Source organism: Chromobacterium sp. FG89 (genome assembly GCF_057808735.1).
In genome coordinates this window covers 39,523-59,720 of the sequence record NZ_JBMDIQ010000010.1, presented here as the reverse complement: position 1 = coordinate 59,720, position 20,198 = coordinate 39,523, and the positions used below count along the sequence as shown (strand labels likewise).

16 protein-coding genes and 1 other RNA gene are annotated in these 20,198 nt (G+C 63.9%); 10 read left to right on the top strand and 7 right to left on the bottom strand.

Annotation, left to right across the window (positions count from 1 at the left end):
* Window positions 1–728 precede the first annotated feature (728 nt).
* The 5 genes from ACODRW_RS11740 (at window position 729) to argS (ending at window position 6,889) form a co-directional block, all read left to right on the top strand.
* Window positions 729–1,823 carry a polyamine ABC transporter substrate-binding protein gene (locus ACODRW_RS11740; protein ID WP_107799589.1) on the top strand — a complete coding sequence of 365 codons (1,095 nt, stop codon included), beginning with the start codon at window positions 729–731 and terminating at the stop codon, window positions 1,821–1,823.
* Window positions 1,824–2,115: 292 nt separating this feature from the next.
* A complete protein-coding gene (locus ACODRW_RS11735) occupies window positions 2,116–3,024 on the top strand; it encodes an ABC transporter permease subunit (protein WP_227107942.1) in 909 nt (302 codons plus the stop codon).
* Window positions 3,021–3,860 (top strand): ABC transporter permease subunit, encoded by an 840-nt coding sequence (locus tag ACODRW_RS11730; RefSeq protein WP_107799587.1) that lies wholly within the window; start codon window positions 3,021–3,023, stop codon window positions 3,858–3,860. The genes ACODRW_RS11735 and ACODRW_RS11730 overlap by 4 nt, the downstream gene beginning before the upstream one ends.
* 108 nt (window positions 3,861–3,968) lie before the next feature.
* A complete protein-coding gene (locus tag ACODRW_RS11725) occupies window positions 3,969–5,003 on the top strand; it encodes an MBL fold metallo-hydrolase (RefSeq protein WP_253314888.1) in 1,035 nt (344 codons plus the stop codon).
* A gap of 167 nt (window positions 5,004–5,170) precedes the next feature.
* On the top strand, window positions 5,171–6,889 hold the full coding sequence (gene argS, locus ACODRW_RS11720; RefSeq protein ID WP_107799585.1) for an arginine--tRNA ligase: 1,719 nt from the start codon (window positions 5,171–5,173) through the stop codon (window positions 6,887–6,889).
* Between the two features lie 70 nt (window positions 6,890–6,959).
* Here argS and ACODRW_RS11715 read toward each other — a convergent pair whose 3' ends face one another.
* The 3 genes from ACODRW_RS11715 to ssrA form a co-directional block, all read right to left on the bottom strand.
* Window positions 6,960–7,205, bottom strand: coding sequence for a hypothetical protein (locus tag ACODRW_RS11715; RefSeq protein ID WP_488905815.1), 246 nt, complete (start codon window positions 7,203–7,205; stop codon window positions 6,960–6,962).
* A gap of 26 nt (window positions 7,206–7,231) precedes the next feature.
* Window positions 7,232–8,935, bottom strand: a complete 1,704-nt coding sequence (locus tag ACODRW_RS11710) for a sensor domain-containing diguanylate cyclase (protein WP_488905814.1) — start codon at window positions 8,933–8,935, stop codon at window positions 7,232–7,234.
* 147 nt (window positions 8,936–9,082) lie between these two features.
* Window positions 9,083–9,447, bottom strand: a transfer-messenger RNA (tmRNA) gene (gene ssrA / locus ACODRW_RS11705).
* Window positions 9,448–9,916: 469 nt separating this feature from the next.
* Between ssrA and ACODRW_RS11700 the strand changes: the two genes are divergently transcribed.
* Window positions 9,917–10,360 (top strand): hypothetical protein, encoded by a 444-nt coding sequence (locus tag ACODRW_RS11700; RefSeq protein ID WP_146176650.1) that lies wholly within the window; start codon window positions 9,917–9,919, stop codon window positions 10,358–10,360.
* Between the two features lie 158 nt (window positions 10,361–10,518).
* On the opposite strand, the gene ACODRW_RS11695 is transcribed toward ACODRW_RS11700, so the two are convergent.
* From ACODRW_RS11695 to ACODRW_RS11680, 4 genes are all read right to left on the bottom strand, one after another.
* A complete protein-coding gene (locus ACODRW_RS11695; protein WP_107799581.1) occupies window positions 10,519–11,619 on the bottom strand; it encodes a response regulator in 1,101 nt (366 codons plus the stop codon).
* Complete coding sequence (locus tag ACODRW_RS11690; protein ID WP_488905813.1) at window positions 11,616–14,714, bottom strand: response regulator; 3,099 nt, start codon at window positions 14,712–14,714, stop codon at window positions 11,616–11,618. The genes ACODRW_RS11695 and ACODRW_RS11690 overlap by 4 nt, the downstream gene beginning before the upstream one ends.
* Window positions 14,715–14,915: 201 nt before the next feature.
* Entirely contained in the window at window positions 14,916–16,232 is a 1,317-nt protein-coding gene (locus ACODRW_RS11685) for an amidohydrolase family protein (protein WP_488905812.1), read from the bottom strand.
* A gap of 17 nt (window positions 16,233–16,249) precedes the next feature.
* On the bottom strand, window positions 16,250–17,038 hold the full coding sequence (locus tag ACODRW_RS11680; RefSeq protein ID WP_107799578.1) for a uracil-DNA glycosylase family protein: 789 nt from the start codon (window positions 17,036–17,038) through the stop codon (window positions 16,250–16,252).
* 194 nt (window positions 17,039–17,232) lie between these two features.
* Here ACODRW_RS11680 and ACODRW_RS11675 point away from each other — a divergent pair, with 194 nt between their 5' ends.
* The 4 genes from ACODRW_RS11675 (at window position 17,233) to ACODRW_RS11660 (ending at window position 20,196) form a co-directional block, all read left to right on the top strand.
* Window positions 17,233–18,795, top strand: a complete 1,563-nt coding sequence (locus tag ACODRW_RS11675) for an alkaline phosphatase D family protein (RefSeq protein ID WP_488905811.1) — start codon at window positions 17,233–17,235, stop codon at window positions 18,793–18,795.
* A gap of 84 nt (window positions 18,796–18,879) precedes the next feature.
* A complete protein-coding gene (locus tag ACODRW_RS11670) occupies window positions 18,880–19,425 on the top strand; it encodes a TetR/AcrR family transcriptional regulator (RefSeq protein ID WP_488905810.1) in 546 nt (181 codons plus the stop codon).
* Between the two features lie 143 nt (window positions 19,426–19,568).
* Window positions 19,569–19,880 carry a DMT family transporter gene (locus ACODRW_RS11665; RefSeq protein WP_235088289.1) on the top strand — a complete coding sequence of 104 codons (312 nt, stop codon included), beginning with the start codon at window positions 19,569–19,571 and terminating at the stop codon, window positions 19,878–19,880.
* Window position 19,881: 1 nt separating this feature from the next.
* Window positions 19,882–20,196 (top strand): DMT family transporter, encoded by a 315-nt coding sequence (locus ACODRW_RS11660; protein WP_488905809.1) that lies wholly within the window; start codon window positions 19,882–19,884, stop codon window positions 20,194–20,196.
* The last annotated feature ends 2 nt before the right edge of the window (window positions 20,197–20,198 follow it).

Genomic DNA, 20,198 nt, shown 5'->3' with positions numbered 1-20,198 from the left:
GATTTTCGCTTAAGCGGGCGGCCATTGCGGCCGCCCGTTTTTCATGGCCGCCAGCTTGGGAAACGGGCTGTTGAATGTTGAACATAGTTAACGTGACGAGCACAGTCTGTGGTAATCGTGTTTATTTTTTTGCGCGGCAGCATCGATAAAAGTTGCGCAGCTCTAAAAACATGGTTAAAAAGTAATGGCGTTACAGATAGATGTGTGAATTTTATTAAACACACGCTGGACGCGGAGAGATGAGAAAGAAGAGGAGACGATGGAGGCCGGCCGCAGCCTGTTGGGGGCGGCGCCAGCCGGTTTTCCGCACAGGTTTCCCTTGTCCGCGCGTCGTCGTTTCGACGGCGCGCGGACCATAATGACCCTTGGCACCTTGTCGCTTGGAGCAGGCGCGTGGAAGTTGTCCGCGATCTCGGGAGCGCTCGCGAGCCGCGCGCCTCATCCCGATGCGCGGCGGCTTGCGGGCCGGCTCTTACAAATCGTAGCGAACGGACAGCTGGAATCTCGCGCGATGCAGTGTAAGTTGGCAATGCGGCGCGTGTCGTCGGCAGTCGCCGGCAACGGCGTTTCGGCGCGCAGGCATCGCCTTGGGCCTTGGGCGGCTTCCGCCGCCAAGGGAGAGGGAGCGGCGTCATGGCCCGGCAACGGGCGAGGAGGGCGGCGCTGAACTTGTCGTCGGTCAGGCCGCGCCTACGCCGGCTGCGGTCGTTCCATTGAGGAAACCTGTCATGAAGAAGCTGGTTCGCAATCTGTGTTGTTCGCTGCTGCTGCTCCCCGCGATGGGCGCGCAGGCGGAAGACAAGGCGCTGAACGTGTACAACTGGTCGGACTACATCGCCAAGTCCACCATCCCCGGGTTTGAAAAACAGAGCGGCATCAAGGTCAAGTACGACGTTTACGACAGCGACGACACCTTGCAGGCCAAGATGCTGACAGGGCGCGCCGGTTACGACGTCGTGGCGCCCACGTCCAACTTCATGGCCAAGCAGATCGAGGCCGGCATCTATCAGAAGCTGGACAAATCCAAGCTGCCCAATCTGGCCAATCTGGACAAGGCCTTGATGGCCAAGATTGTCGACGCGGACCCGGGCAACGCCCACGGCGTGCCCTGGGCCTACGGCACCGACGGGCTGGGCTATAACCTGAACAAGGTCAAGGCGGCGCTGGGCAAGGACACGCCGCTGGACAGCTGGGACATCCTGTTCGATCCCAAATACGTGTCCAAGCTGAAAGGCTGCGGCGTGTCGGTGCTGGACCAGGCCAACGACGTGTTCGCCGTCGCCTTGCACCATCTGGGTAAGGACCCGAACAGCAAGAACCCCGCCGACTACCAGGCCGCCTTCGCCGCGCTGAAGAAAATCCGGCCCTACATCACCCAGTTCAACTCCTCGGGCTACATCAACGACCTGGCCAACGGCGACATCTGCCTGGCGCTGGGCTTCTCCGGCGACATCAATATCGCCAAGCACCGCGCCCGCGAGGCCAAGCGGCCTTACCAGCTGGCTTATGTGATCCCCAAGAGCGGCGCGCCGCTCTGGTTCGACGTGATGGTGGTGCCCAAGGACGCGCCGCATCCGGAGGCGGCGCACAAATGGATCAATTACATCCAGTCGCCGGAAGTCAACGCCGCGATCACCAATGAAGTGTTCTATCCCACCGCCAACGCCGCCGCGCGCAAATTCGTGAAGCCGGAAATCGCCAACGATCCGGCGGTGTATCCGCCGGAGGCGGTGGTGAAGACGCTGTTCCTGCTCAAGCCCTTGCCGGCGGACATCATGCGCCTGCAAAACCGGCTGTGGACACAGCTTAAGACCGGTCATTGAGCGCAAGACCGGACCTGACGAACCCATGCCGATCCGCCACCCCGGGCCCGCGCTGCGCGGCCCGCGGGCGGCCGCGTCCGGCGCAGCGTGGAGAATAGTCCCGGGCCATCCAGCCGTCGGCTGTGGGTGGTCTGGAGCCGGCTTTCCGGCCTAGCGAGCAGCGGGCCGGACCGGACTCCGAGGAGAGATCAAGAGGAAGCCGCCCAGCCACCGCCCGCGTCAGACGGGAGGGGCCGCCGGCAAAACAAGCAATGCAAGCCAAGCCGGAACGCGCCGGCCACGTGGTGCTGACATGAAAAATTTAAAATTAAAACAATGGTTGCCCAGCGGACGGACCACCGTCATCGGCATCCCGTTCATCTTCCTGTTCGTGTTTTTCCTGCTGCCCTTCCTGCTGGTGGTGGGCATCAGTTTCTCGCAGCAGCAACTGGGCATCCCGCCCTACACCCCGCTCACCAAGCTGGAAGACGACGTCTTCTCCATCGCGCTGAACATCAGTCACTACAAGTTCATGTTGAGCGACGACTTGTACTTCGCCACCTATATCAGTTCGGTGAAGATGGCCTTCGTTTCCACGCTGCTCTGTCTGTTGATCGGCTATCCGATGGCTTATTACATCGCCCGGGCTTCAGACCGCGCGCGCGACACCCTGATGATGCTGGTGATTCTGCCGTTCTGGACCTCTTACCTGATCCGGGTTTACGCCTGGATCGGCATTTTGAAGAACGACGGCTTTCTTAATCAGTTCCTGTTGTGGCTGGGCGTGATCGACACGCCGCTGCGGCTGTATCACACCAATTGGGCGGTGTATATCGGCATGGTGTTCTCCTACCTGCCGTTCATGATCATGCCCTTGTACGCCCATCTGGTGAAAATGGACCTGCGCTTGCTGGAGGCGGCCTACGATCTGGGCGCCAAGCCGTGGAAGGCCTTTGTCCAGGTGACCTTGCCGCTGTCCAAGAACGGCATCATCGCCGGCAGCCTGCTGGTGTTCATTCCGGCGGTGGGCGAGTACGTGATTCCGGAGCTGCTGGGCGGTTCCGACACGCTGATGATAGGCCGCGTGATGTGGGACGAGTTCTTCAACAATATGGACTGGCCGATGGCGGCGACGGTGACTTGCGCGATGGTGCTGCTGTTGCTGGTGCCGATGGCGCTGTTCCAGCACTACCAGGTCAAGAATATGGAGGCCGCGAAATGATCAAGCCGAACAAGCCGCTGTCCTTCCTGGTGCTGGGCCTGGGCTACGCCTTTCTCTATCTGCCCATCGCGCTGCTGATTCTGTTCTCTTTCAACGAATCCAAGCTGGTGACGGTGTGGTCCGGGTTCTCCACCAAGTGGTACGCCGCGCTGCTGGAGGACGAGGAGTTGATCAACGCGGCCTGGCTCAGCGTCAAGATCGCCCTGATGACCGCCACCGCCTCGGTGGTGATCGGCACCTGGGCCGGTTTCGTGCTGGCGCGTTTTGGCCGCTTCCGCATGTTTCCCTTGTTCGCCGGCATGGTCAACGCGCCGCTGGTGATTCCGGAAGTGATTCAGGGCATCTCGCTGTTGCTGCTCTTCGTCGCCATGGAGCAGGCTTTTGGCTGGCCGGAGGGCCGAGGGGTGTTCACCATCTGGATCGGTCATGTGATGTTGTGCGTGTCCTATGTCGCCATCGTGGTGCAGTCGCGGGTGAGGGAGCTCAATCTGTCGCTGGAAGAGGCGGCGATGGACCTGGGGGCGCGGCCTTTGAAGGTGTTCTTCGTGATCACGCTGCCGCTGATCTCCCAGGCGCTGATTTCCGGCTGGCTGCTGTCGTTCACGCTGTCGCTGGACGATCTGGTGCTGACCGCCTTCCTGTCCGGCCCCGGCTCCACCACCTTGCCCATGGTGATCTTCTCGCGGGTGAGGCTGGGCTTGAACCCGGAAATGAACGCGCTGGCCACCTTGTTCATTCTCTTCGTCTCCGTCGGCGTCATCGCCGCCAACTTCTATATGCGCGCGGCGGAACGCAAGCGCGAGCGCGAAATGAAGCTGGCCTTCGCCCAAGGCTGACCGCGGGGGAGGCGGGCCGGCGCCGTCGGCGAGACGGCGGCGCCGGCCGTCTTTTGTTTTCCTCTTTCATCGGCGACAATGCCGGAATTCTTTCGGTATGGTGACGTCATGTCGCGATTGAAGTCCTGGCTGCAAGACCGCTGGCCGCTGCCTGTCTACAGGCCGGACCCGCGGCAGCCGCATCATCAGGCGGACGGCTACCGCAATCTGTTTCCGTTTCGGCAACCAAGCCTGGCCGACGTGTTGCGCTGGGAGTGGCAGCGCAGCCGCATGCCGGCGGTGAAGCACAGGCTGGAGCGCATCCCGCGCCAGGCGCCGGAGCTGGCCGCGCTGAACGCCAACCGGGACCGGCCGTCGCTGACCTGGGTCGCCCACGCCACCAGCTTCATCCAGCTGTGCGGCAAGAACATTCTGATCGACCCGATCTGGTCGCAACGCGCTTCTCCGTTTCAGTGGGCGGGGCCGGCGCGGCAGTCGCCGCCGCCGATGGCTTTGCGGGAGCTGCCGGCCATCGATCTGGTGCTGATCACCCACAACCATTACGATCATCTCGATTTCAACACCGTGCGCAGTCTGGCGCGCCAGCCGGCCGGCTGCCCGCAGTTCGCCGCGCCGCTGGGCGTGGGCGCGACCCTGCGGCGCGCCGGCGTGCCGGCGTCGCGGATTCAGGAGTTGGACTGGTGGCAGCGTTGCCGTCTGGGCGGCGTGGAGGCGGAACTGACGCCGGCTCATCATTGGAGCAAGCGCTGGATGATGGGTGATGAAAACCGCGCGCTGTGGGGCGGCTTCGCCGTGCGCGGCGACGGGCTTCAGTTCTGGTATCCGGGCGACACCGGTTATCAGGAGTCCTTGTTCCGGCTGATCGGCGAGCGCATCGGCGCTGTGGACCTTGCCTTGCTGCCGATAGGCGCTTACGAGCCGCGCTGGTTTCTCCATCCTCAGCATGTGAATCCGGAAGAGGCGGTGCGCATTCTGCTGGACACCGGCGCGCGCGCCGCCTGGGCGGTGCATTGGGGCAGCTTCATTCTGACCGACGAGCCGTTGGACCAACCACAGGACGATCTCGCCGCCGCGCTAGCGCAATGGAATATCCCCGCATCGAGGTTCCAACTGCCGGCCATGGGCGAAACCCGCTGGTTTTAAGCCCTATCTTGGCAGGAAATCCCAAACGCCGCCGCTTGAGGCTTATTTTACCGACGCGGCTTGGTTGCAAGCATTGCCCCTGATGGCAAGCGGGAATACAATCAACAAGTAGTTTTTTTCAGAAGCGAAGACTAATTTTCGTTTTCGCGGCAATTCTTGGGGCTCTAATGACTATTCTTCAACTCATCAATCAACGGGTGCAGGCCGCTCTGGCGGCAGCCGGCGCGCCGGACGCGCCCGCCGTGGTGCAGCCGGCGTCCAAGCCGGAATTCGGCGACTATCAGGCCAACGGCGTCATGAGCGCCGCCAAACTGCTGAAAACCAACCCGCGCGAACTGGCCCAGAAAGTGGTCGCCGCGCTGGATCTTGCCGGCATCGCCGACAAGGTGGAAATCGCCGGCCCGGGTTTCATCAATATTCATCTAGCCCCTGAATATCTTGCCCGACGAAGCGAAGCCGCCCTGAAAGACGACAAGCTTGGCATCAGCCGCGTTGCGCCGCAGCGCGTGATGGTGGAGTACTCCTCGCCCAACCTGGCCAAGGAAATGCACGTTGGCCATCTGCGTTCCAGCATCATCGGTGACGCGCTGGCCCGGGTGATGGAGTTTGTCGGCCACGACGTGGTGCGCGCCAACCACGTGGGCGACTGGGGCACCCAGTTCGGCATGCTGACCGCCTACCTGGTGGAAACCAGCCACGCCGGCGACGCCGAATTGCAGCTGTCCGACTTGGAAACCTTCTACCGCAACGCCAAAGTGCGTTTCGACGAAAGTGAAGACTTCGCCAACCGCGCCCGCGACTACGTGGTCAAGCTGCAAGGCGGCGACCAGGACGTGCTGAAGCTGTGGGAGCAGTTCGTCGACGTGTCGCTGAAGCATTGCGAGGCGGTGTACCAGAAGCTCAACGTCGGCCTCAAGCGCGAGCACGTGCGCGGCGAGTCCTCGTACAACGACGACCTGCCGGTCATCGTCGACGAATTGCGCGCGGCCAGCCTGCTGAGCGAGGACGACGGCGCCCAAGTGGTGTTCCTGGAAGAGTTCCGCACCCAGGAAGACAAGCCCATGGGTGTGATCATCCAGAAAAAGGACGGTGGCTATCTGTACACCACCACCGATCTGGGCGCGGTGCGTTATCGCCATAAGACCCTGAACCTGGACCGTGTCATCTACGTGGTGGACGCGCGCCAGAGCCAGCATTTCGCCCAGATGTTCTCCATCTGCCGCAAGGCCGGCTTCGCGCCGGAGAGCATGAAGCTGGAGCATGTCGGCTTCGGCGTGATGATGGGCGACGACGGCAAGCCGTTCAAGACCCGTTCCGGCGGCACGGTCAAGCTGATTGAGCTGTTGCAGGAAGCGGAAGAGCGCGCCTTCGCGCTGGTGACGGAGAAGAATCCGGATCTGCCGGAAGCGGAGCGCCGCGACATCGCCGCCGCCGTGGGCATCGGTGCGGTCAAGTACGCCGATCTGTCCAAGAACCGCATGAGCGACTACATCTTCAACTGGGACACCATGCTGGCCTTCGAGGGCAATACCGCGCCCTATCTGCAATACGCCTACACTCGCGTACAGAGCGTGTTCCGCAAGGCCGACGGTTACGATGCCAACGCCGCCATCGTCATCACCGAGCCGGCGGAGAAGCATCTGGCCGCCGCGCTGGCTCAGTTCGAAGACACTTTGCAGGCGGTGGTGGACGGTTGCTATCCGCACTACCTGTCCCAGTATCTGTACAACATCGCCACGCTGTTCTCGCGCTTCTACGAGGCTTGCCCCATTCTCAAGAGCGAGGGCGAAGTCCGCGCCAGCCGTCTGCAGCTGGCCGCTTTGACCGGCAAGACGCTGAAAACCGGTCTGGATCTGTTGGGCATCAAGGTGTTGGCCTCGATGTAAACCGGTCTTCCCGCTTCAAGCATGCCGCCCGCGCTTTGCGCCGGCGGCATTTTTCATGCGCGTCGGGCGTTCAGCGCGCCGGGGGCAGTTCGCCGGTGCCGGCTTCCGCGTTTGGGTCCGCCGCCGGCTCAGCCTCTTTGGCGCGCGTCGCGTCGCTGAGCATGTCCAGCACCTTGGACAGGCCCGCCGGCAGGGGCGGGGTTGAGGTTTCAGGTTTGATCTGATATTTGGGCGGCGGCATTTGCTCTTTCATCTTCACATCCTTGGCGTTGGGGGTGGCGGGCGCGGTCAGCGCCGGGCGGAATCTCTTTGTCATGATTCGGCCGGGCCGATGGCTCACTTTTAATGCGATCCGTCCGTGGTGTCCAGCGCAACCTGGTTGCGGCCGTTGGCCTTGGCGCGGTACAGGGCCTGGTCGGCGCGCTTGACCACCGTTTCAGGCTGGGCGTCGGCGGGCCGGGCCATGGCCAGGCCGATGCTGAGGGTGACCTTGCCGGCGTCCGGCGCCGGCGAGTGTTCGACGGCGGCGCGGATTTTTTCGGCCAGCACCGCGGCGCCCTTGTCGTCGGTGTCGGGCAGCAGCAGCAGGAACTCTTCGCCGCCGTAGCGGGCGGTGAAGTCCGTGAGGCGGGCGGTGGCTTGCAGGAGTCGGGCGATGTGGCATAGCACGCGGTCGCCGGCGTCGTGTCCAAAATGATCGTTGACGCGCTTGAAGTGGTCGACGTCCAGCAACAACACCGAGTAGGGCGCGCCGCTGCGCCCGTAGCGCAGGTGCTCTTCCCTGAGCTGTTCGTTGCAGGCCATGCGGTTGTTCAGTCCGGTGAGCGCGTCGCTGCGCGCCTGCTGCGCCAATCGCGTGGCGGTGCGCACCAGCTCGTGGTTGACCTCGCGCAGGGACTCGGTGCGCTCCTCCACGAGCTGCTCCAGCTTGGCGTTGATGTCTGTCAGCTCCTGTTTGCGGGCCAGCAGGGCGGTGGCCATGCTTCGCATCGCCTGCGATAGCTGGCGCAGTTCCTGAGCGCCGCTGGGCAGCGTCCAATCGGCGTGTTCGTCTCCCTGGCCGATGCGCCGGGCGATGCCGGCCAATTGTTCCAGCGGTGTGCTGAACAGGGCGGCCAGCCGATAAACGGCGACCATCAGCAGCAAGGTGGCGACCAGGCCCAGCAGGATCAGGCTGGCGCGCAACTGGTTCAAGGCCGCCAAGGCCTGCCCTTGCGGCTGTCGGACGACCACGCGCCAGTCCAGCCCGGCCTCGCGCACCCAGGCCTCGCTATACAGGTAATTCTTGCCGTCGGGCCAGACGCCGAGCTGAAAATCCCGGCCGGAAGGCAGGGGCGCGGGCGGGCGCTCCTTGCCTATCGCCTCGAAGGGCGACAGCGTATTGTCGCGCTTGTCGATAATGAAGACCTGCTGAGACGTCTTGGCGGGCAGGCGTTCCCGTATCGTTTCCTCCACCCAGGCCCAGAGCGCGTGCGTGGCCAGCACCCCGCGCAATTTGCCGGCGGGGTCGTAAATCGGCGAGGCGAAGTCGACGAAGCGCAGCGGCTCTCCATGGTTCGCGGTGGAGGGCATGAGCTTGGCCAAGAGCACGGCCTGGTGTACGTCGCCGACAAAGGGAGCCTGGCGGCCGTGGATAAACCAGGGGCGCTTGGCCGCGCTCTGGCCCTGCAGCATGCCGCTGGTGGCGGAAACGATGTTGCCGTCCGGGTCGGTGATGCCAATCCAGGCGTAGTAGCGGTAGGCCCGCTTGGTGCGTTCCAGGCTTTGGCGCAGGTCGTCGCCGTCCAGCGGCGCGCGGACGTAGGCGGGCGTCTGCGCCAGCAGCAAGACTTCGCGATGGCGTTCCTGCAGATTGGTGGAGATGGCCTTGGCGATGTTGTCGGCCAGCGCATGCATGGCCACGCCCTGGTTCTGCACGATGCGGCTGCTCAGCACTTGATCCAGGAAGAGCGCGGCCAGCAGCGCCGAGGCGAGAAACAGCCCGCCGAACAGCGCGGTCAGCCGTAGCCGGAAACTGTCCGGCAAATTGGGCAACAGGCGAGGCATGGTCGCTTTGCGGAGATGGGGATGACTGGATTATAGATGGGCGGCGGGGCGGGGGCCGCCTTGCGGAGGCTGAGGCGACAAAAAACCCCGAAAGCCTTGAGCTATCGGGGTTTCCGAGTCTTCATGACGGGTCATGAAGCGGTGTGGTGGTGGAGGCGGCGGGAATCGAACCCGCGTCCGAAAGTCCTCTACAGTGAGTTCTACATACTTAGTCGTGTCATTTGGATTTAACCGCTGCCACGCCGACGGACAGGCTGGACTTTGGCGAGTTACCTATTGTTTCGCACTATGCCAAGTAACCCGACATAGCACTAGCAGATGTAAAGTGACACTACAGGGTTTTGACGCCCCCGGCCCATCTGCGAACCGTTGTAGTGTCTAGCTAGCCCTTAGGCTGCCAGAGCGTAAGTTTCGTCGTTTGCGACTAAATAAACTCAGTGTTTTACGGGGTGACTGAAATCCCGGTATGCCCTCATCTGCTTCGCAACCCTCGTCGAAACCAGGTCGCCCCCAGATAAGAATCCAGATTATATAGACAATGCGCGGCCAAGGCTAGTTCCGCGGCGCTTTTCGTACGAATTCAAGCGCCGTCGGGGGCCGGAGCAGGGTGCGGCGTCGGCGAGAGACGACGATTGTCATAGGGTTCCGCTTGAAACAGATTCAGGATTTCCCTTGCAAGCGTCGCCGCGCGGAAAGGGGGAAATCAGACTTTCGGGAATCAAGACCGTGGTCTAGATTGATAGATTTATCGATGCGCCTTTGAGCGGGGCGTCCCGGATTTTCACTTTCCGCTTTTCTGGGACGCGCCGGGTCTTCCGGGAAATTTCAGTTTTTAAGCGTTGTTCCTTCAAGCGTCGAATTCGGCCAGGGCCATTTCAAATTAATGGGCTTTTTACGCGTCAATATTTGCAACTTCAGTTGGATTGACTATGTTGACTTCATGACTGGCCGCAAATGCGTACTTCTCAGCGAGGAGGAAATATGATGGATAAAGAGGCGCTCAGGCAGGAAGCCATGAGATGGCGAAACTGGTTTAGCAAAGGTCAGCGGCTTTGGAGCTTCGCCCATCATACGGCCATTTTCGGATCGATTCTCTGCAGCGTGGTGGTGGGCGGCTTGCTGCAGGTGCAAGGGCATGACCTGAAGGGTTATTCCACGGTGTTGACCTCGATCGCCGCGGCCTTGTCCAGCCTGGCCGCCGCGGGCGGCTTCGAGCGCAAGTGGAAAAGCAACCGCATGAGCCGCAGCCGGGTGGACGGTTTGCTGATCGATATTGAAGCGGGCTCGTACAGCATGTCGGAATTGGCTTGCCAATTGAAGGAAATCATTTCCAAGCATGATCTGGATGTGACTAAAAGAGACAGTATGGAGCCCTTGCTGGTGGAGCATAAAACCAGCAGCACCGTTAAATCTCTGCTTTCCTAAACGGCGTCCCCGCAAATGAAAAAGCGCTGATGGCGGCCATGGCGCTTTGATTGGAATGTAAAAACAGCCTTCGCCGTTTATCCGGCGCGGGCTGTTTTTTTATTGCTGTTGCGGAATACGGCGCGGTCTTGGCGCGGCGCTTGGTTGGGAGGCGGTTCTTAGTCGGTATAGCGCAGGGCGATGGCGCGGAAGGTTTCCGTCATGCTCAGGAAGGCGGCGACGATGTCCGGGTCGAAATGCTTGCCGCTGCCTTCGCGGATGATGGCGACCGCCTGCTCATGGGGGAAGGGGGGCTTGTAGACGCGGCGGGATATCAGGGCGTCGTAGACGTCCGCCACCGCCATCAGCCGGGCGGACACCGGAATGTCGTCGCCGGTCAGGCCCTGGGGGTAGCCGCTGCCGTCCCATTTCTCCTGATGACTGTAGGCGATCTCCTTGGCGTGGCGCAGAAAGCTGCTGGGAGAGTCCAGCAGCCGCTCCGCCGCGGCGATGGTGTCGCGTCCCAGCGTGGTGTGGGTTTTCATGATTTCGAACTCTTCCGGCGTCAGCTTGCCCGGTTTGAGCAGGATGTCGTCCGGAATGCCCACCTTGCCGATATCGTGCAAGGGCGCGGATTTGAACAGTTCCTGGATGGTCTCCTCTTCCAGCACGGCCTGGAAGCGCGGGTGATTGCGCAATTGGGTGCACAGGGCGAGCACGTAGTTCTGCGTCCGGCGCAGATGGTTGCCGGTTTCATGGTCGCGGGTTTCCGCCAGCGAGGCCAGCGCCAGGATGGTGACGTCCTGAACCACTTGCACTTCGTGGATGCGGCGTTCCACTTCGGTTTGCAGGAAGGCGGCCTTGTCTTCCAGAAAGTCGGCGGCGGCCTTGAGCCTCAGATGGGTTTTGACCCGGGCCAGCACGATGGGCGGCGAGATGGGCTTGATGATGTAATCCACCGCGCCGGCGTCGAAGCCGGCCTGTTCGTTCTCGTTCTCGCCCATCGCGGTCAGAAAGATCACCGGGATGCGCGCGGTGCGCGGGTTGGCCTTGACCTGGCGGCACGTCTCGAAGCCGCCGATGCCGGGCATCATCACATCCAAGAGCAGCAAATCCGGCAGCGCGTCGCCTTCCAGCAGCTCCAGCGCGCGCTCGCCGCTGTTGGCGATTTGGGTCCGATAATGGTCTTTCAGCAAGCCATACAGCAAGGTGAGGTTTTCAGGGGTGTCGTCCACGATCAGAACGGTCTGACGCGGGGCCGCCGGGGCGGAGTCCGTCATCTTATGTCCTCCGGCAAGGGGATGCGCTGGGCGGCCGCGGCGTGGCGCAACAGAGTCAGCGCGTTGACGAAATCGAAGTGGTTCAGCGCTTTTTCGAAGTCGGCGAATTCATCGGGGCCGAACAGGGCGCGCAGCGCCGGCGTCTGTTGCAGGAACAGTTCCAGCGCGTCGCCGTCGCTGGCGGCCAGCAGGGCGGCCAGTTGTTGCAGCAGCGCCGGGCCGGCCGGGGCGTCCGCCGTCGGCGCGCCGGCGCCGGATAAGCGGTCTTCCGCTTCCAGACCGGCGCGCAGCGCCGTCATCACCTGTTCCAGCGCCTGTTCCAGCGGCGCCAGACGAATGGCGCCGCGCGCGCGCAAATCCCGCTCCAGCACGGTGGCCGCCTCCTGCAACTGCACGCAGCCCACATTGCCGCTGACGCCTTTGAGCGTGTGCACGGTGCGTTCGGCCTGGACGTAGTCGCCGATTTCCAGCGCCGCGGACAGCCGCGCGGCGGCGTCCGCTTCCTCGGCGATGAATTGGCGCAGCAGGTGCAGATACAGCTCGCGCTTGCCGGCCACGCGTTTCAAGCCGGCCTGTTGATCCAGGCCGGGGATGTCCGGCAGCGCGAGCGCGGACGAGGCGGCGCGGTGGATCTCCGCGCCCGGCGGTATCGGCTTCACCCAGCGCAGCAGGGTCTGGAACATCGTATGCGGGTCTATCGGCTTGGCGATGTAGTCGTCCATGCCGGCGCTCATGCAGTCCTCCCGTTCCTCAGACAGCGCGTCGGCCGTCATCGCCAGCACCGGCAAGGAGGCGAACTGGGGATCGGCCTTGATCTGCCGGGTGGCCGAGATGCCGTCCAGCACCGGCATCTGCACATCCATCAATACCGCGTCGAAGCCTTGCGGCCCCATCGCGGCCAGACGCGCCAGCGCTTCGCCGCCGTGATTGGCCAAGGTCACCAGCGCGCCCGCGTCGCCCAGCAGTTCCACGGCGATCTGCTGATTCACCAGATTGTCTTCCACCAAGAGCAGGCGCACGCCGTCCAGCCGCGGCAATTCCTCGGTCAGCGCCACCAGGCCGTGATCCCGCTGCGGTCCGAACATCGCCAGCACCACGTCGTAGAGCGAGGACAGGCTGACGGGCTTGATCAGGACCGCGTCGCAGCCGCTCAGTTCGCCCTGGGCGCGCACGTCGTCGCGGCCGAAGGCGGTGGCCAGCACCACCTTGATGCTGCGGCTGATGCTGCGAATCTGGGAGATGGTTTCCACCCCGTTCATGCCCGGCATCATCCAGTCCACGAAGACCGCGTCGAAAGGCCGGTCCAGATTGGCCTGGGCGATCGCCGCCACCGCCTCGGGCCCGGAGGCGCAGGCGTGGGCGTAGAAGCCCAGCGAGCGCAGCTGGTCGGACAGGATGTCCCGCGCCGAGGCGTTGTCATCCACCACCAGCACGCGCAGGCCCTTGATCTCCCCGGGCAGGCCCTGGCGGCGGGTGTCCACGGCGGAGGACACGCCCAGCCAGGCGTTGAACATGAACAGGCTGCCCCAGCCGGGGGCGGATTCCACCCGGATGGAGCCGCCCATCAGCTCCACCAGCCGCTTGGCGATAGTCAGGCCCAGGCCGGTGCCGCCAAAGCGGCGGGTGGTGGAGCCGTCCGCCTGGCTGAACGGCTGGAACAGCCGCGCCGCCTGTTCCTCGCTCATGCCGATGCCGGTGTCGTGCACGCAGAAACGCAGCTGGACCTTGTCGCCCACTTGTTCCAGCCGGCTGATGATGATGGCCACTTGGCCCTTTTCCGTGAACTTGATCGCGTTATTGCTCAAATTGATCAGCACCTGGCTGAGCCGCAGGGCGTCGCCCACCAGCCCCTTGGGCACGTCCGAGCCCACTTCGAACAGCAATTCCAGCGATTTGTCCGTCGCCTTTTGCGCCACCAGCGAGGACACCGCCTCCAGCACATCGTCCAGCCAGAACGGTTCGGCCTCCATTTCCAGCTTGCCGGCCTCCACCTTGGAGAAGTCCAGGATGTCGTTGATGATGCCCAGCAGGGAGGTGCCGGCGTTGTGGATTTTGTTGACGTAGTCGCGCTGTTGCCCGCTCAGCTTGGTTTTAAGCGCCAGATAGGACATGCCGATGATGGCGTTCATCGGGGTGCGGATTTCATGGCTCATATTGGCCAGGAACATCGATTTGGCCTGGGTGGCGTCTTCCGCCTGCTGCTTGGCCACGCGCAATTGCCCGGCGGTGTCCGCCAGCCGCGCGTAAAGCAGGCCGTTTTCCAGCAGCAGGATGATCAGCACGAAGCTGGCGGACAAGAGGCCGTAGCCGCGGCCGGCGTAAAAGCCCAGGTCGAAGCGGCTGGCGTTGAGCATGGCGGACAGGGCGATGTCGCACAGCCAGGCCGTCATCACCACCGCCAGCCAGACATCCAGCAAGGTGCGCGTCCAGCGCCGCAGCAAGAGCAGCAGCGCCAGCGCGCTGAAGCCCCAAACCGCGGACACCACGCCGAACATGATGGGGGTGTAGCGGCTGCCTTGCATGATGGGGGGAAACCAGGGGTGGCCCAGCGTGGCCAGCGCCGTCAGCGCCGCCATCAGCGCCAGAGAGCCGGCGACGCAGCCCAGCACCGCCGGCAGCGCGCTGGCGAAGCGCTTGGGGCCGTCGTTGCGCTGGGCGAGCAGCGCGTAGGCCAGCACCATCAGCGGAAAGCCGCCGTGCCAGAACATATACATCCAGGCCGTGGTCTGCGGCCCGGCGCCCAGCAGGCCGCCCGGCGCGAACACGCCGGGGAAGGTCAGCGAATGCGCCATCGCCATCAGCGCGGTGAACAAATAGCCCGTCGCCAAGGCCAGCAGGGCGCGAGCGCGCAAGATCGCGTACTGGCCGAACAGCAGCGCCGCGGTGACCAGATCGCAGACCGCCATCGCCGCCTGATAGGCGGGAATGAAGGCGGGCACCTTGGGCAGGGGCAGCTTGGCGAAGGGCAGCGCGCAGACGAAGACCAGCATGGACACCACGATGGCGGCCAGGGCCAGCCGGCGCTGCGCGCGGCTGGGCGGCAGCGTGGACAGAAACTCGAAGGCGTCGTTGCCGGAGGCGGGAGTTTGCTGCATGCGCCAAAGCTCCATTGATCAACGGATTTGGTGTTTATGAATTAATCATATTTTGCTGTTTTATAGCATATGCACTCGTAAGCAGGGAGTGGAATGTCCATTGCGTATCCACGCATGCCGGAGACGCCGCGGGGACCGGCGGGCATGGGGGCGCGCCGCCGGATCGGCGCTGTCGCGGGGCGCGGACTTTGACTGGCGGGCTCAGGGCGCCAGCGGCGCCACGCCGGCATAGACCTTGCGCAGCGCGGCGCGGACGTCGTCCAGCCGCTGCTCGCCCTTGGGTGTTTTGGCGGTTTGCATGCAGAGCCGTTTGGGCGCGCCGTCCACGGTCAGCGCGTCGCAATCGGCGCGGCCGGCCGCCGCCATCGCGTCGCTGTCGCCGTAAAGCAGCCGGCCGTCCACCAGCACCGCGGCCACGTCGCGCAGTCTAGCGTCCAGCAGCGCCTGGCCGGGGGCGGCGGCGCGGCTGGACAGGATGACGACGTCGGCTTTCAGGCCGGCGCGCAGTTCGCCGATGTAGTCGTCCAGGGCCAGCGCCCGCGCCGGGTGGCGGGTGATCATGGCCACCCAGTCCCGTTCCCGGATCGCGCTTTGGAATTGCCGGCGGTTGACGCTTTCCGCCACGCGCAGTTCGTCGAACAGATTGTCGCTGCCGGTGGGGTTCCAATCCACGCCCAGCGAGACCGGCACGCCGTGGCGCAAGGCGAGGTCGACGCGGGTGGTGCGGCCGTACAGGGCCAGATTGCTTTGCGGGGACCAGATCAGCTTGCTGCCCGCCGCGCCCATCTGGCGGAACTCCTCGTCGCCGAAGGCGGTGCCGTGGATGACGGCGGTGCCGGGGGCGAGCAGGCCCTTGGCCTTGAGCGTGGAGAATTCCGCCAGCGCGTCGGCGTCCACGCCTTCGGCGACGTGGATCAGGAAGGCGTCGGTCGCGTTCCAGTCGATCTTGGGCGCGCCGCCGACGTCCAGGATGAAGGTGCGGACGTGGGCGGAGGAGACCGGCAGGCCGGACTGGGGGTTCTCCGCATTGCGGATCAGCCCTTGCAGGCAGCGGCCGGCGGGCGAGCCTTGTATGGTGGTGACGCCGCTGATCAGCGCCTTGGCCTCGCCGTATTTCACCATTTCGCAGATCAGGCCGCTTTTCTTCAATTGATCGTAGGGGCGTTTGAAGGTTTTGTAGGCGGCGGCGCGCTGCCATTGCCCGCGGTTCTGGTAGAGCTTGGGCGGCGTCCACTTGGGCAGCGCGTTGTAGGCCACGTGGTTGTGGGCGTCGATGAAGCCGGGAAAGACGTAGCCCTCGCTCACGTCCAGCACGGTGGCGCCGGGGGGCTCGGCGCAGTCCGCGCCGGCGCAGACGATGCGGTCGCCGGCCAGCACCAGCCGGCCGTCGCTCTCTTGTTCCGCCAGCACCAGGCGACCGCGTATCACCAAGTATTCGTCGTCGCCCGGCGTCACCGTTACCCCGGCGTGGGCCGGCAACAGCGCGGCGGCGCACAGCAGCCATCCCAGGCTTTTCATTTGCTTCTCCCGCCGGTTCAGCCCTGGTCCGCCTGCGCCGTCCACAGAATGGAGGCGTTGGCGGCCGGGGTTTTCAGTTTGGCCTGGCCCTTGATCACCCGCGTGGCCATATCGCCCTGGCCCAGCCAGGCCGGCATGCCGAAGGGCAGGTCCGCGGCGGGAATCCGCGCCAGATCCTGCTCGCGAAAGCCCGTCAGCTCATAGGGCGTGGGGTCCGGCGCAAGGCCGGGGTCCGGGTTCAGCAAGGGCGCCAGCGCGGCCAGGGTCTGGTTCCAGGATTTGAGCAGCGCGCCGGGCGAGCGCGCGGTGGGATGCTGCGGCTGGAACAGCCGCTGCGCGGCCTTGAAGGACGCCGCGCCGGGCCAGTCGTCCAGCACCTTGGCCGCCGCCTTGCCAAAGCCGATCACCGCTTGCAGGCCGGGTTGCTTGAGCTGGTCCAGCAATTGATTGCGCCAGGCGCGCACGGCGGCCTGGTCCATGAAGCCGGCCATCTCGGCGTCGAACTGGCCGTAAATGCTGTACAGGCTGGCGTTGACGATCACGTAGGAACGGTCCAGGCCCAGCTTGCGCAAAAAGCCCTGCACCCGCTGGCCGGCGGTGCCGACCATGGCGCGGCGCGTCAGGTTTTCATCGGCGGACGGGTCCTGTCCCACGATCAGCACCTTGGCGCTGCCGTCCAGGCGGCCGCGGTAGTAGACGGGGCCCCATTCCAGGCGGAATTTGGCCGGGAGAGCCTGATAGCTTGCCAGCGGAGCGTGCTCGAACAGCGAGGAGAAAGGCGGGGGCGGCCCGGGGTCCCAGAGCATGTGCTTTCCTTTGAACCTGTTGGCGGAGCCCGTTGACTGCGGGCCGGCTCGGAGGGCCGCGCGGCGGGTGTTTGAGGTATATGCGATCAAGCGCGCGAATGAAATACGTAAAACCCGCTAGCGGGACATCCTGGCGTCATCTTGCCGCGGCAAGATCGACGTTTTGACTGTCTTGATCAACACCGGAGAACGCCATGGATCGCCGCCGTTTTTTGAAAACCTCGCTTGCCGGAGGCGGCCTGTTGCTGGCCGGGCCGGCGCTGGCTGCGCCGGCCGTCGTCACCTCGGACCGTTTGCGCCCGCTGATGAATTCCGGCATCCAGATCGGTGACGCGAGCGCGGACCGCGCCATTGTCTGGGCGCGCTCCGACCGGACCGCGCGCCTGGTGGTGGAGTGGGACCGCAGCGAGCGCTTCGCCAGCCCGCGCCAGGTGCGGGGCCCCTGGGCGACCGAGGCCGGCGACTTCACCGCGCGCGTGGATCTGAGCGGCCTGCCGGCCGGCGAGCGGCTGTATGTGAGAGCGCGTTTTGAAGACGCGGTCCATCCGCGGGCCTGGTCCGAGCCGGTGACAGGGAGCTTTCGCACTGTGGCGGAAACGGCGCGCGATCTGCGCTTCGTCTGGTCCGGCGACACCGCCGGCCAGGGCTACGGCATCAATCCGGACTGGGGCGGAATGCGCATTTACGAAACCATGCGCCGGCAGCGGCCGGATTTCTTCGTGCATTGCGGCGACACCATTTACGCAGACGGCCCGATGGCGGCCGAGACGGCGGTGGAGGGCGGCAAGATCTGGCGCAATCTGCTGACGCCGGAAGTGAGCAAGGTGGCGGAGACGCTGGACGAATACCGCGGCCGCTACCGCTACAACCTGATGGACGCCAATGTGAGGCGCTTTGCCGCCGAGGTGCCGCAGATCTGGCAATGGGACGACCACGAGGTGGTCAACAACTGGTCCGACGGCAAGGACTTGTCCGCCGACCCGCGTTACCACGAGAAAAACATAGGCGTGTTGCAGGCGCGCGCCACCCGCGCCTTTCTGGAGTACGCGCCGCTGCGGCTTCACGGCAACGGCGAGGACGAGCGGGTGTATCGCCATCTGCCGCAGGGGCCGTTGCTGGATGTCTTCGTGCTGGACATGCGCAGCTATCGCGACGCCAACGGCGCCAATCTGCAGCGGGAGGGCGAGCCGGGCGCGAACTTCATGGGCCGGGCGCAGCTGCAATGGCTGTTGGAAGGCTTGCAGGCTTCCAAGGGCGTCTGGAAGGCGGTGATGGCGGACATGCCGCTGGGCCTGCAGGTGGCCGACGGCAAGAACGCGGACGGCAGCGCGCGCTGGGAGGCGATGGCCAACGGCGACCACGGCCGGCCGCTGGGGCGCGAACTGGAGCTGGCCTGGCTGCTGGGCGAGATCAAGCGCCGCGATATCCGCAACGTGGTGTGGTTCACCGCCGACGTGCATTACACCGCCGCCCATCATTACCATCCGGAACGCGCCGCCTTCGCGGACTTCAATCCGTTCTGGGAGTTCGTCTCCGGTCCGTTGAACGCCGGCACCTTCGGCCCCAATCCGCTGGACATGACTTTCGGCCCCAAGGTGGTGTACCAGAAGGCGCCGGAGACGCAGAACCTGTCGCCGCTGGCCGGCATGCAGTTCTTCGGCCAGGTGGACATAGACGCCCGCAGCCGCGCGATGACGGTGAGGCTGAAGGACGTGGCCGGCCAGACCTTGTTTACTCAGGAGCTGGCGCCGGCCTAGTTGCGACGCCCATCGCGCGCTTGACGCTATTTCCTGGGATTCAATAGAATACATACGTATGTATTCAATGAGCCGGGAGGCATCGTGAGCAAACCCAGATCCATCGATCGCAATCAGGTGTTGGACGCGGCGGAAGAGATCATAGAACACAAGGGGGCGGCCGCCCTCACCATAGACGCCGTGGCCAAGGCCGTGGGCATCAGCAAGGGCGGGGTCCAGTCCTGTTTCGGCGCCAAGCGCAATCTGGTCAACGCCATGTTGGAGCGCTGGGGCAAGCACTACGACGCGTGTTTCGAGAAAACCGCGGGCGTCGCCGCCGAACAGCTGTCCAGCGTCGAGCAAGTCAAAACCCATGTTCGCATCACCGCGACGGAAGAGGCCTTGATCGCCCGCGCCGCCTGCCATCTGAGCGCCATGCTGGAGTCCAAGGATCAGAAAGACTGGGTGCGGGCCTGGCATGCCGAGCGCTTGGGCAAGCTGGACGTGGCCACCGAGGAGGGCCGCCGCGCGCGCGTGGCCTATCTGGCGGTGGAAGGGGCGTTCATGCTGCGCTACTTCGGCCTGGCCGAGATGAGCGAGCAGGAGTGGCGGGACGCGTTCCAAGATATCGAGCGATTGGCGGAGCGCTGAAGACGTTCTTGGCGCGCTCATTATCAAGTGGGCCGCCGCAGGGTTTTTCCGTTCTTGCCCGAGGGCGCGTAAACAGGCTCCGGGCGTGTGCCGCGACGGCTGAACGGGCTTTGATGATTGAGTCGGGGAAGGGGCGTTCAAAGATGCTTAGCTGGGTGTTGTTGCTGTTTGCCAGCGGTTTGGAAGTACTGTGGGCCGCGGGTTTGAAGCGCTCGGAAAGCGCATTGGAATGGTTGGCGACCATTGTCTGCATCATCGGCAGTTTCTCCTTGCTGGTGCTGGCGACCAAGAGAATGGGCGCGTCGACCGCCTATGTGTTTTTCGTGATCTTCGGAACCGTAGGCGCTTATCTGTTGGATGTGGCCTTGTTCGGCAAGCCGTTCAGTCCGGTGGCGATGCTGGCGATTGCGGTGATCCTGTTTTCGGTGGTGCAACTCAAGCAAGTGAAAGACTGAAATGGACTGGCTTTATCTGTTGGCGGCGGGCGTGCTGGAAATTCTGGTGGTGGTGGGGATCCGGGACATCGCGCTGAAGCGGTATGTCAGGGGCTGCGCGCTGTATGCGACGGGCTTGAGCAGCTCCTTGTTTCTTCTCTACTGGGCGATGAAAACCATAGACATGTCGATTGCTTACGCCGCTTATACCGGGATTGGCGTGGTGGGCACGGTGGTGACCGGCATCCTGTTCTGGGGCGATAAAAAGAGCAATAAAAAGCTTGCCTATCTGTCGCTGCTGGTCGCGTCCATCGTTGTGCTCAAGGCCGCCGGCTAGCG

What these genes read in the sequence shown, in the direction of transcription:
- ACODRW_RS11740 (WP_107799589.1), top strand. Translation starts at nt 729, where the DNA reads ATGAAGAAGCTGGTTCGCAATCTGTGTTGTTCGCTGCTGCTGCTCCCC.
- ACODRW_RS11735 (WP_227107942.1), top strand. Translation starts at nt 2,116, where the DNA reads ATGAAAAATTTAAAATTAAAACAATGGTTGCCCAGCGGACGGACCACC.
- ACODRW_RS11730 (WP_107799587.1), top strand. Translation starts at nt 3,021, where the DNA reads ATGATCAAGCCGAACAAGCCGCTGTCCTTCCTGGTGCTGGGCCTGGGC.
- ACODRW_RS11725 (WP_253314888.1), top strand. Translation starts at nt 3,969, where the DNA reads ATGTCGCGATTGAAGTCCTGGCTGCAAGACCGCTGGCCGCTGCCTGTC.
- argS (WP_107799585.1), top strand. Translation starts at nt 5,171, where the DNA reads ATGACTATTCTTCAACTCATCAATCAACGGGTGCAGGCCGCTCTGGCG.
- ACODRW_RS11715 (WP_488905815.1), bottom strand. Translation starts at nt 7,205, where the DNA reads ATGACAAAGAGATTCCGCCCGGCGCTGACCGCGCCCGCCACCCCCAAC.
- ACODRW_RS11710 (WP_488905814.1), bottom strand. Translation starts at nt 8,935, where the DNA reads ATGCCTCGCCTGTTGCCCAATTTGCCGGACAGTTTCCGGCTACGGCTG.
- ACODRW_RS11700 (WP_146176650.1), top strand. Translation starts at nt 9,917, where the DNA reads ATGATGGATAAAGAGGCGCTCAGGCAGGAAGCCATGAGATGGCGAAAC.
- ACODRW_RS11695 (WP_107799581.1), bottom strand. Translation starts at nt 11,619, where the DNA reads ATGACGGACTCCGCCCCGGCGGCCCCGCGTCAGACCGTTCTGATCGTG.
- ACODRW_RS11690 (WP_488905813.1), bottom strand. Translation starts at nt 14,714, where the DNA reads ATGCAGCAAACTCCCGCCTCCGGCAACGACGCCTTCGAGTTTCTGTCC.
- ACODRW_RS11685 (WP_488905812.1), bottom strand. Translation starts at nt 16,232, where the DNA reads ATGAAAAGCCTGGGATGGCTGCTGTGCGCCGCCGCGCTGTTGCCGGCC.
- ACODRW_RS11680 (WP_107799578.1), bottom strand. Translation starts at nt 17,038, where the DNA reads ATGCTCTGGGACCCCGGGCCGCCCCCGCCTTTCTCCTCGCTGTTCGAG.
- ACODRW_RS11675 (WP_488905811.1), top strand. Translation starts at nt 17,233, where the DNA reads ATGGATCGCCGCCGTTTTTTGAAAACCTCGCTTGCCGGAGGCGGCCTG.
- ACODRW_RS11665 (WP_235088289.1), top strand. Translation starts at nt 19,569, where the DNA reads ATGCTTAGCTGGGTGTTGTTGCTGTTTGCCAGCGGTTTGGAAGTACTG.
- ACODRW_RS11660 (WP_488905809.1), top strand. Translation starts at nt 19,882, where the DNA reads ATGGACTGGCTTTATCTGTTGGCGGCGGGCGTGCTGGAAATTCTGGTG.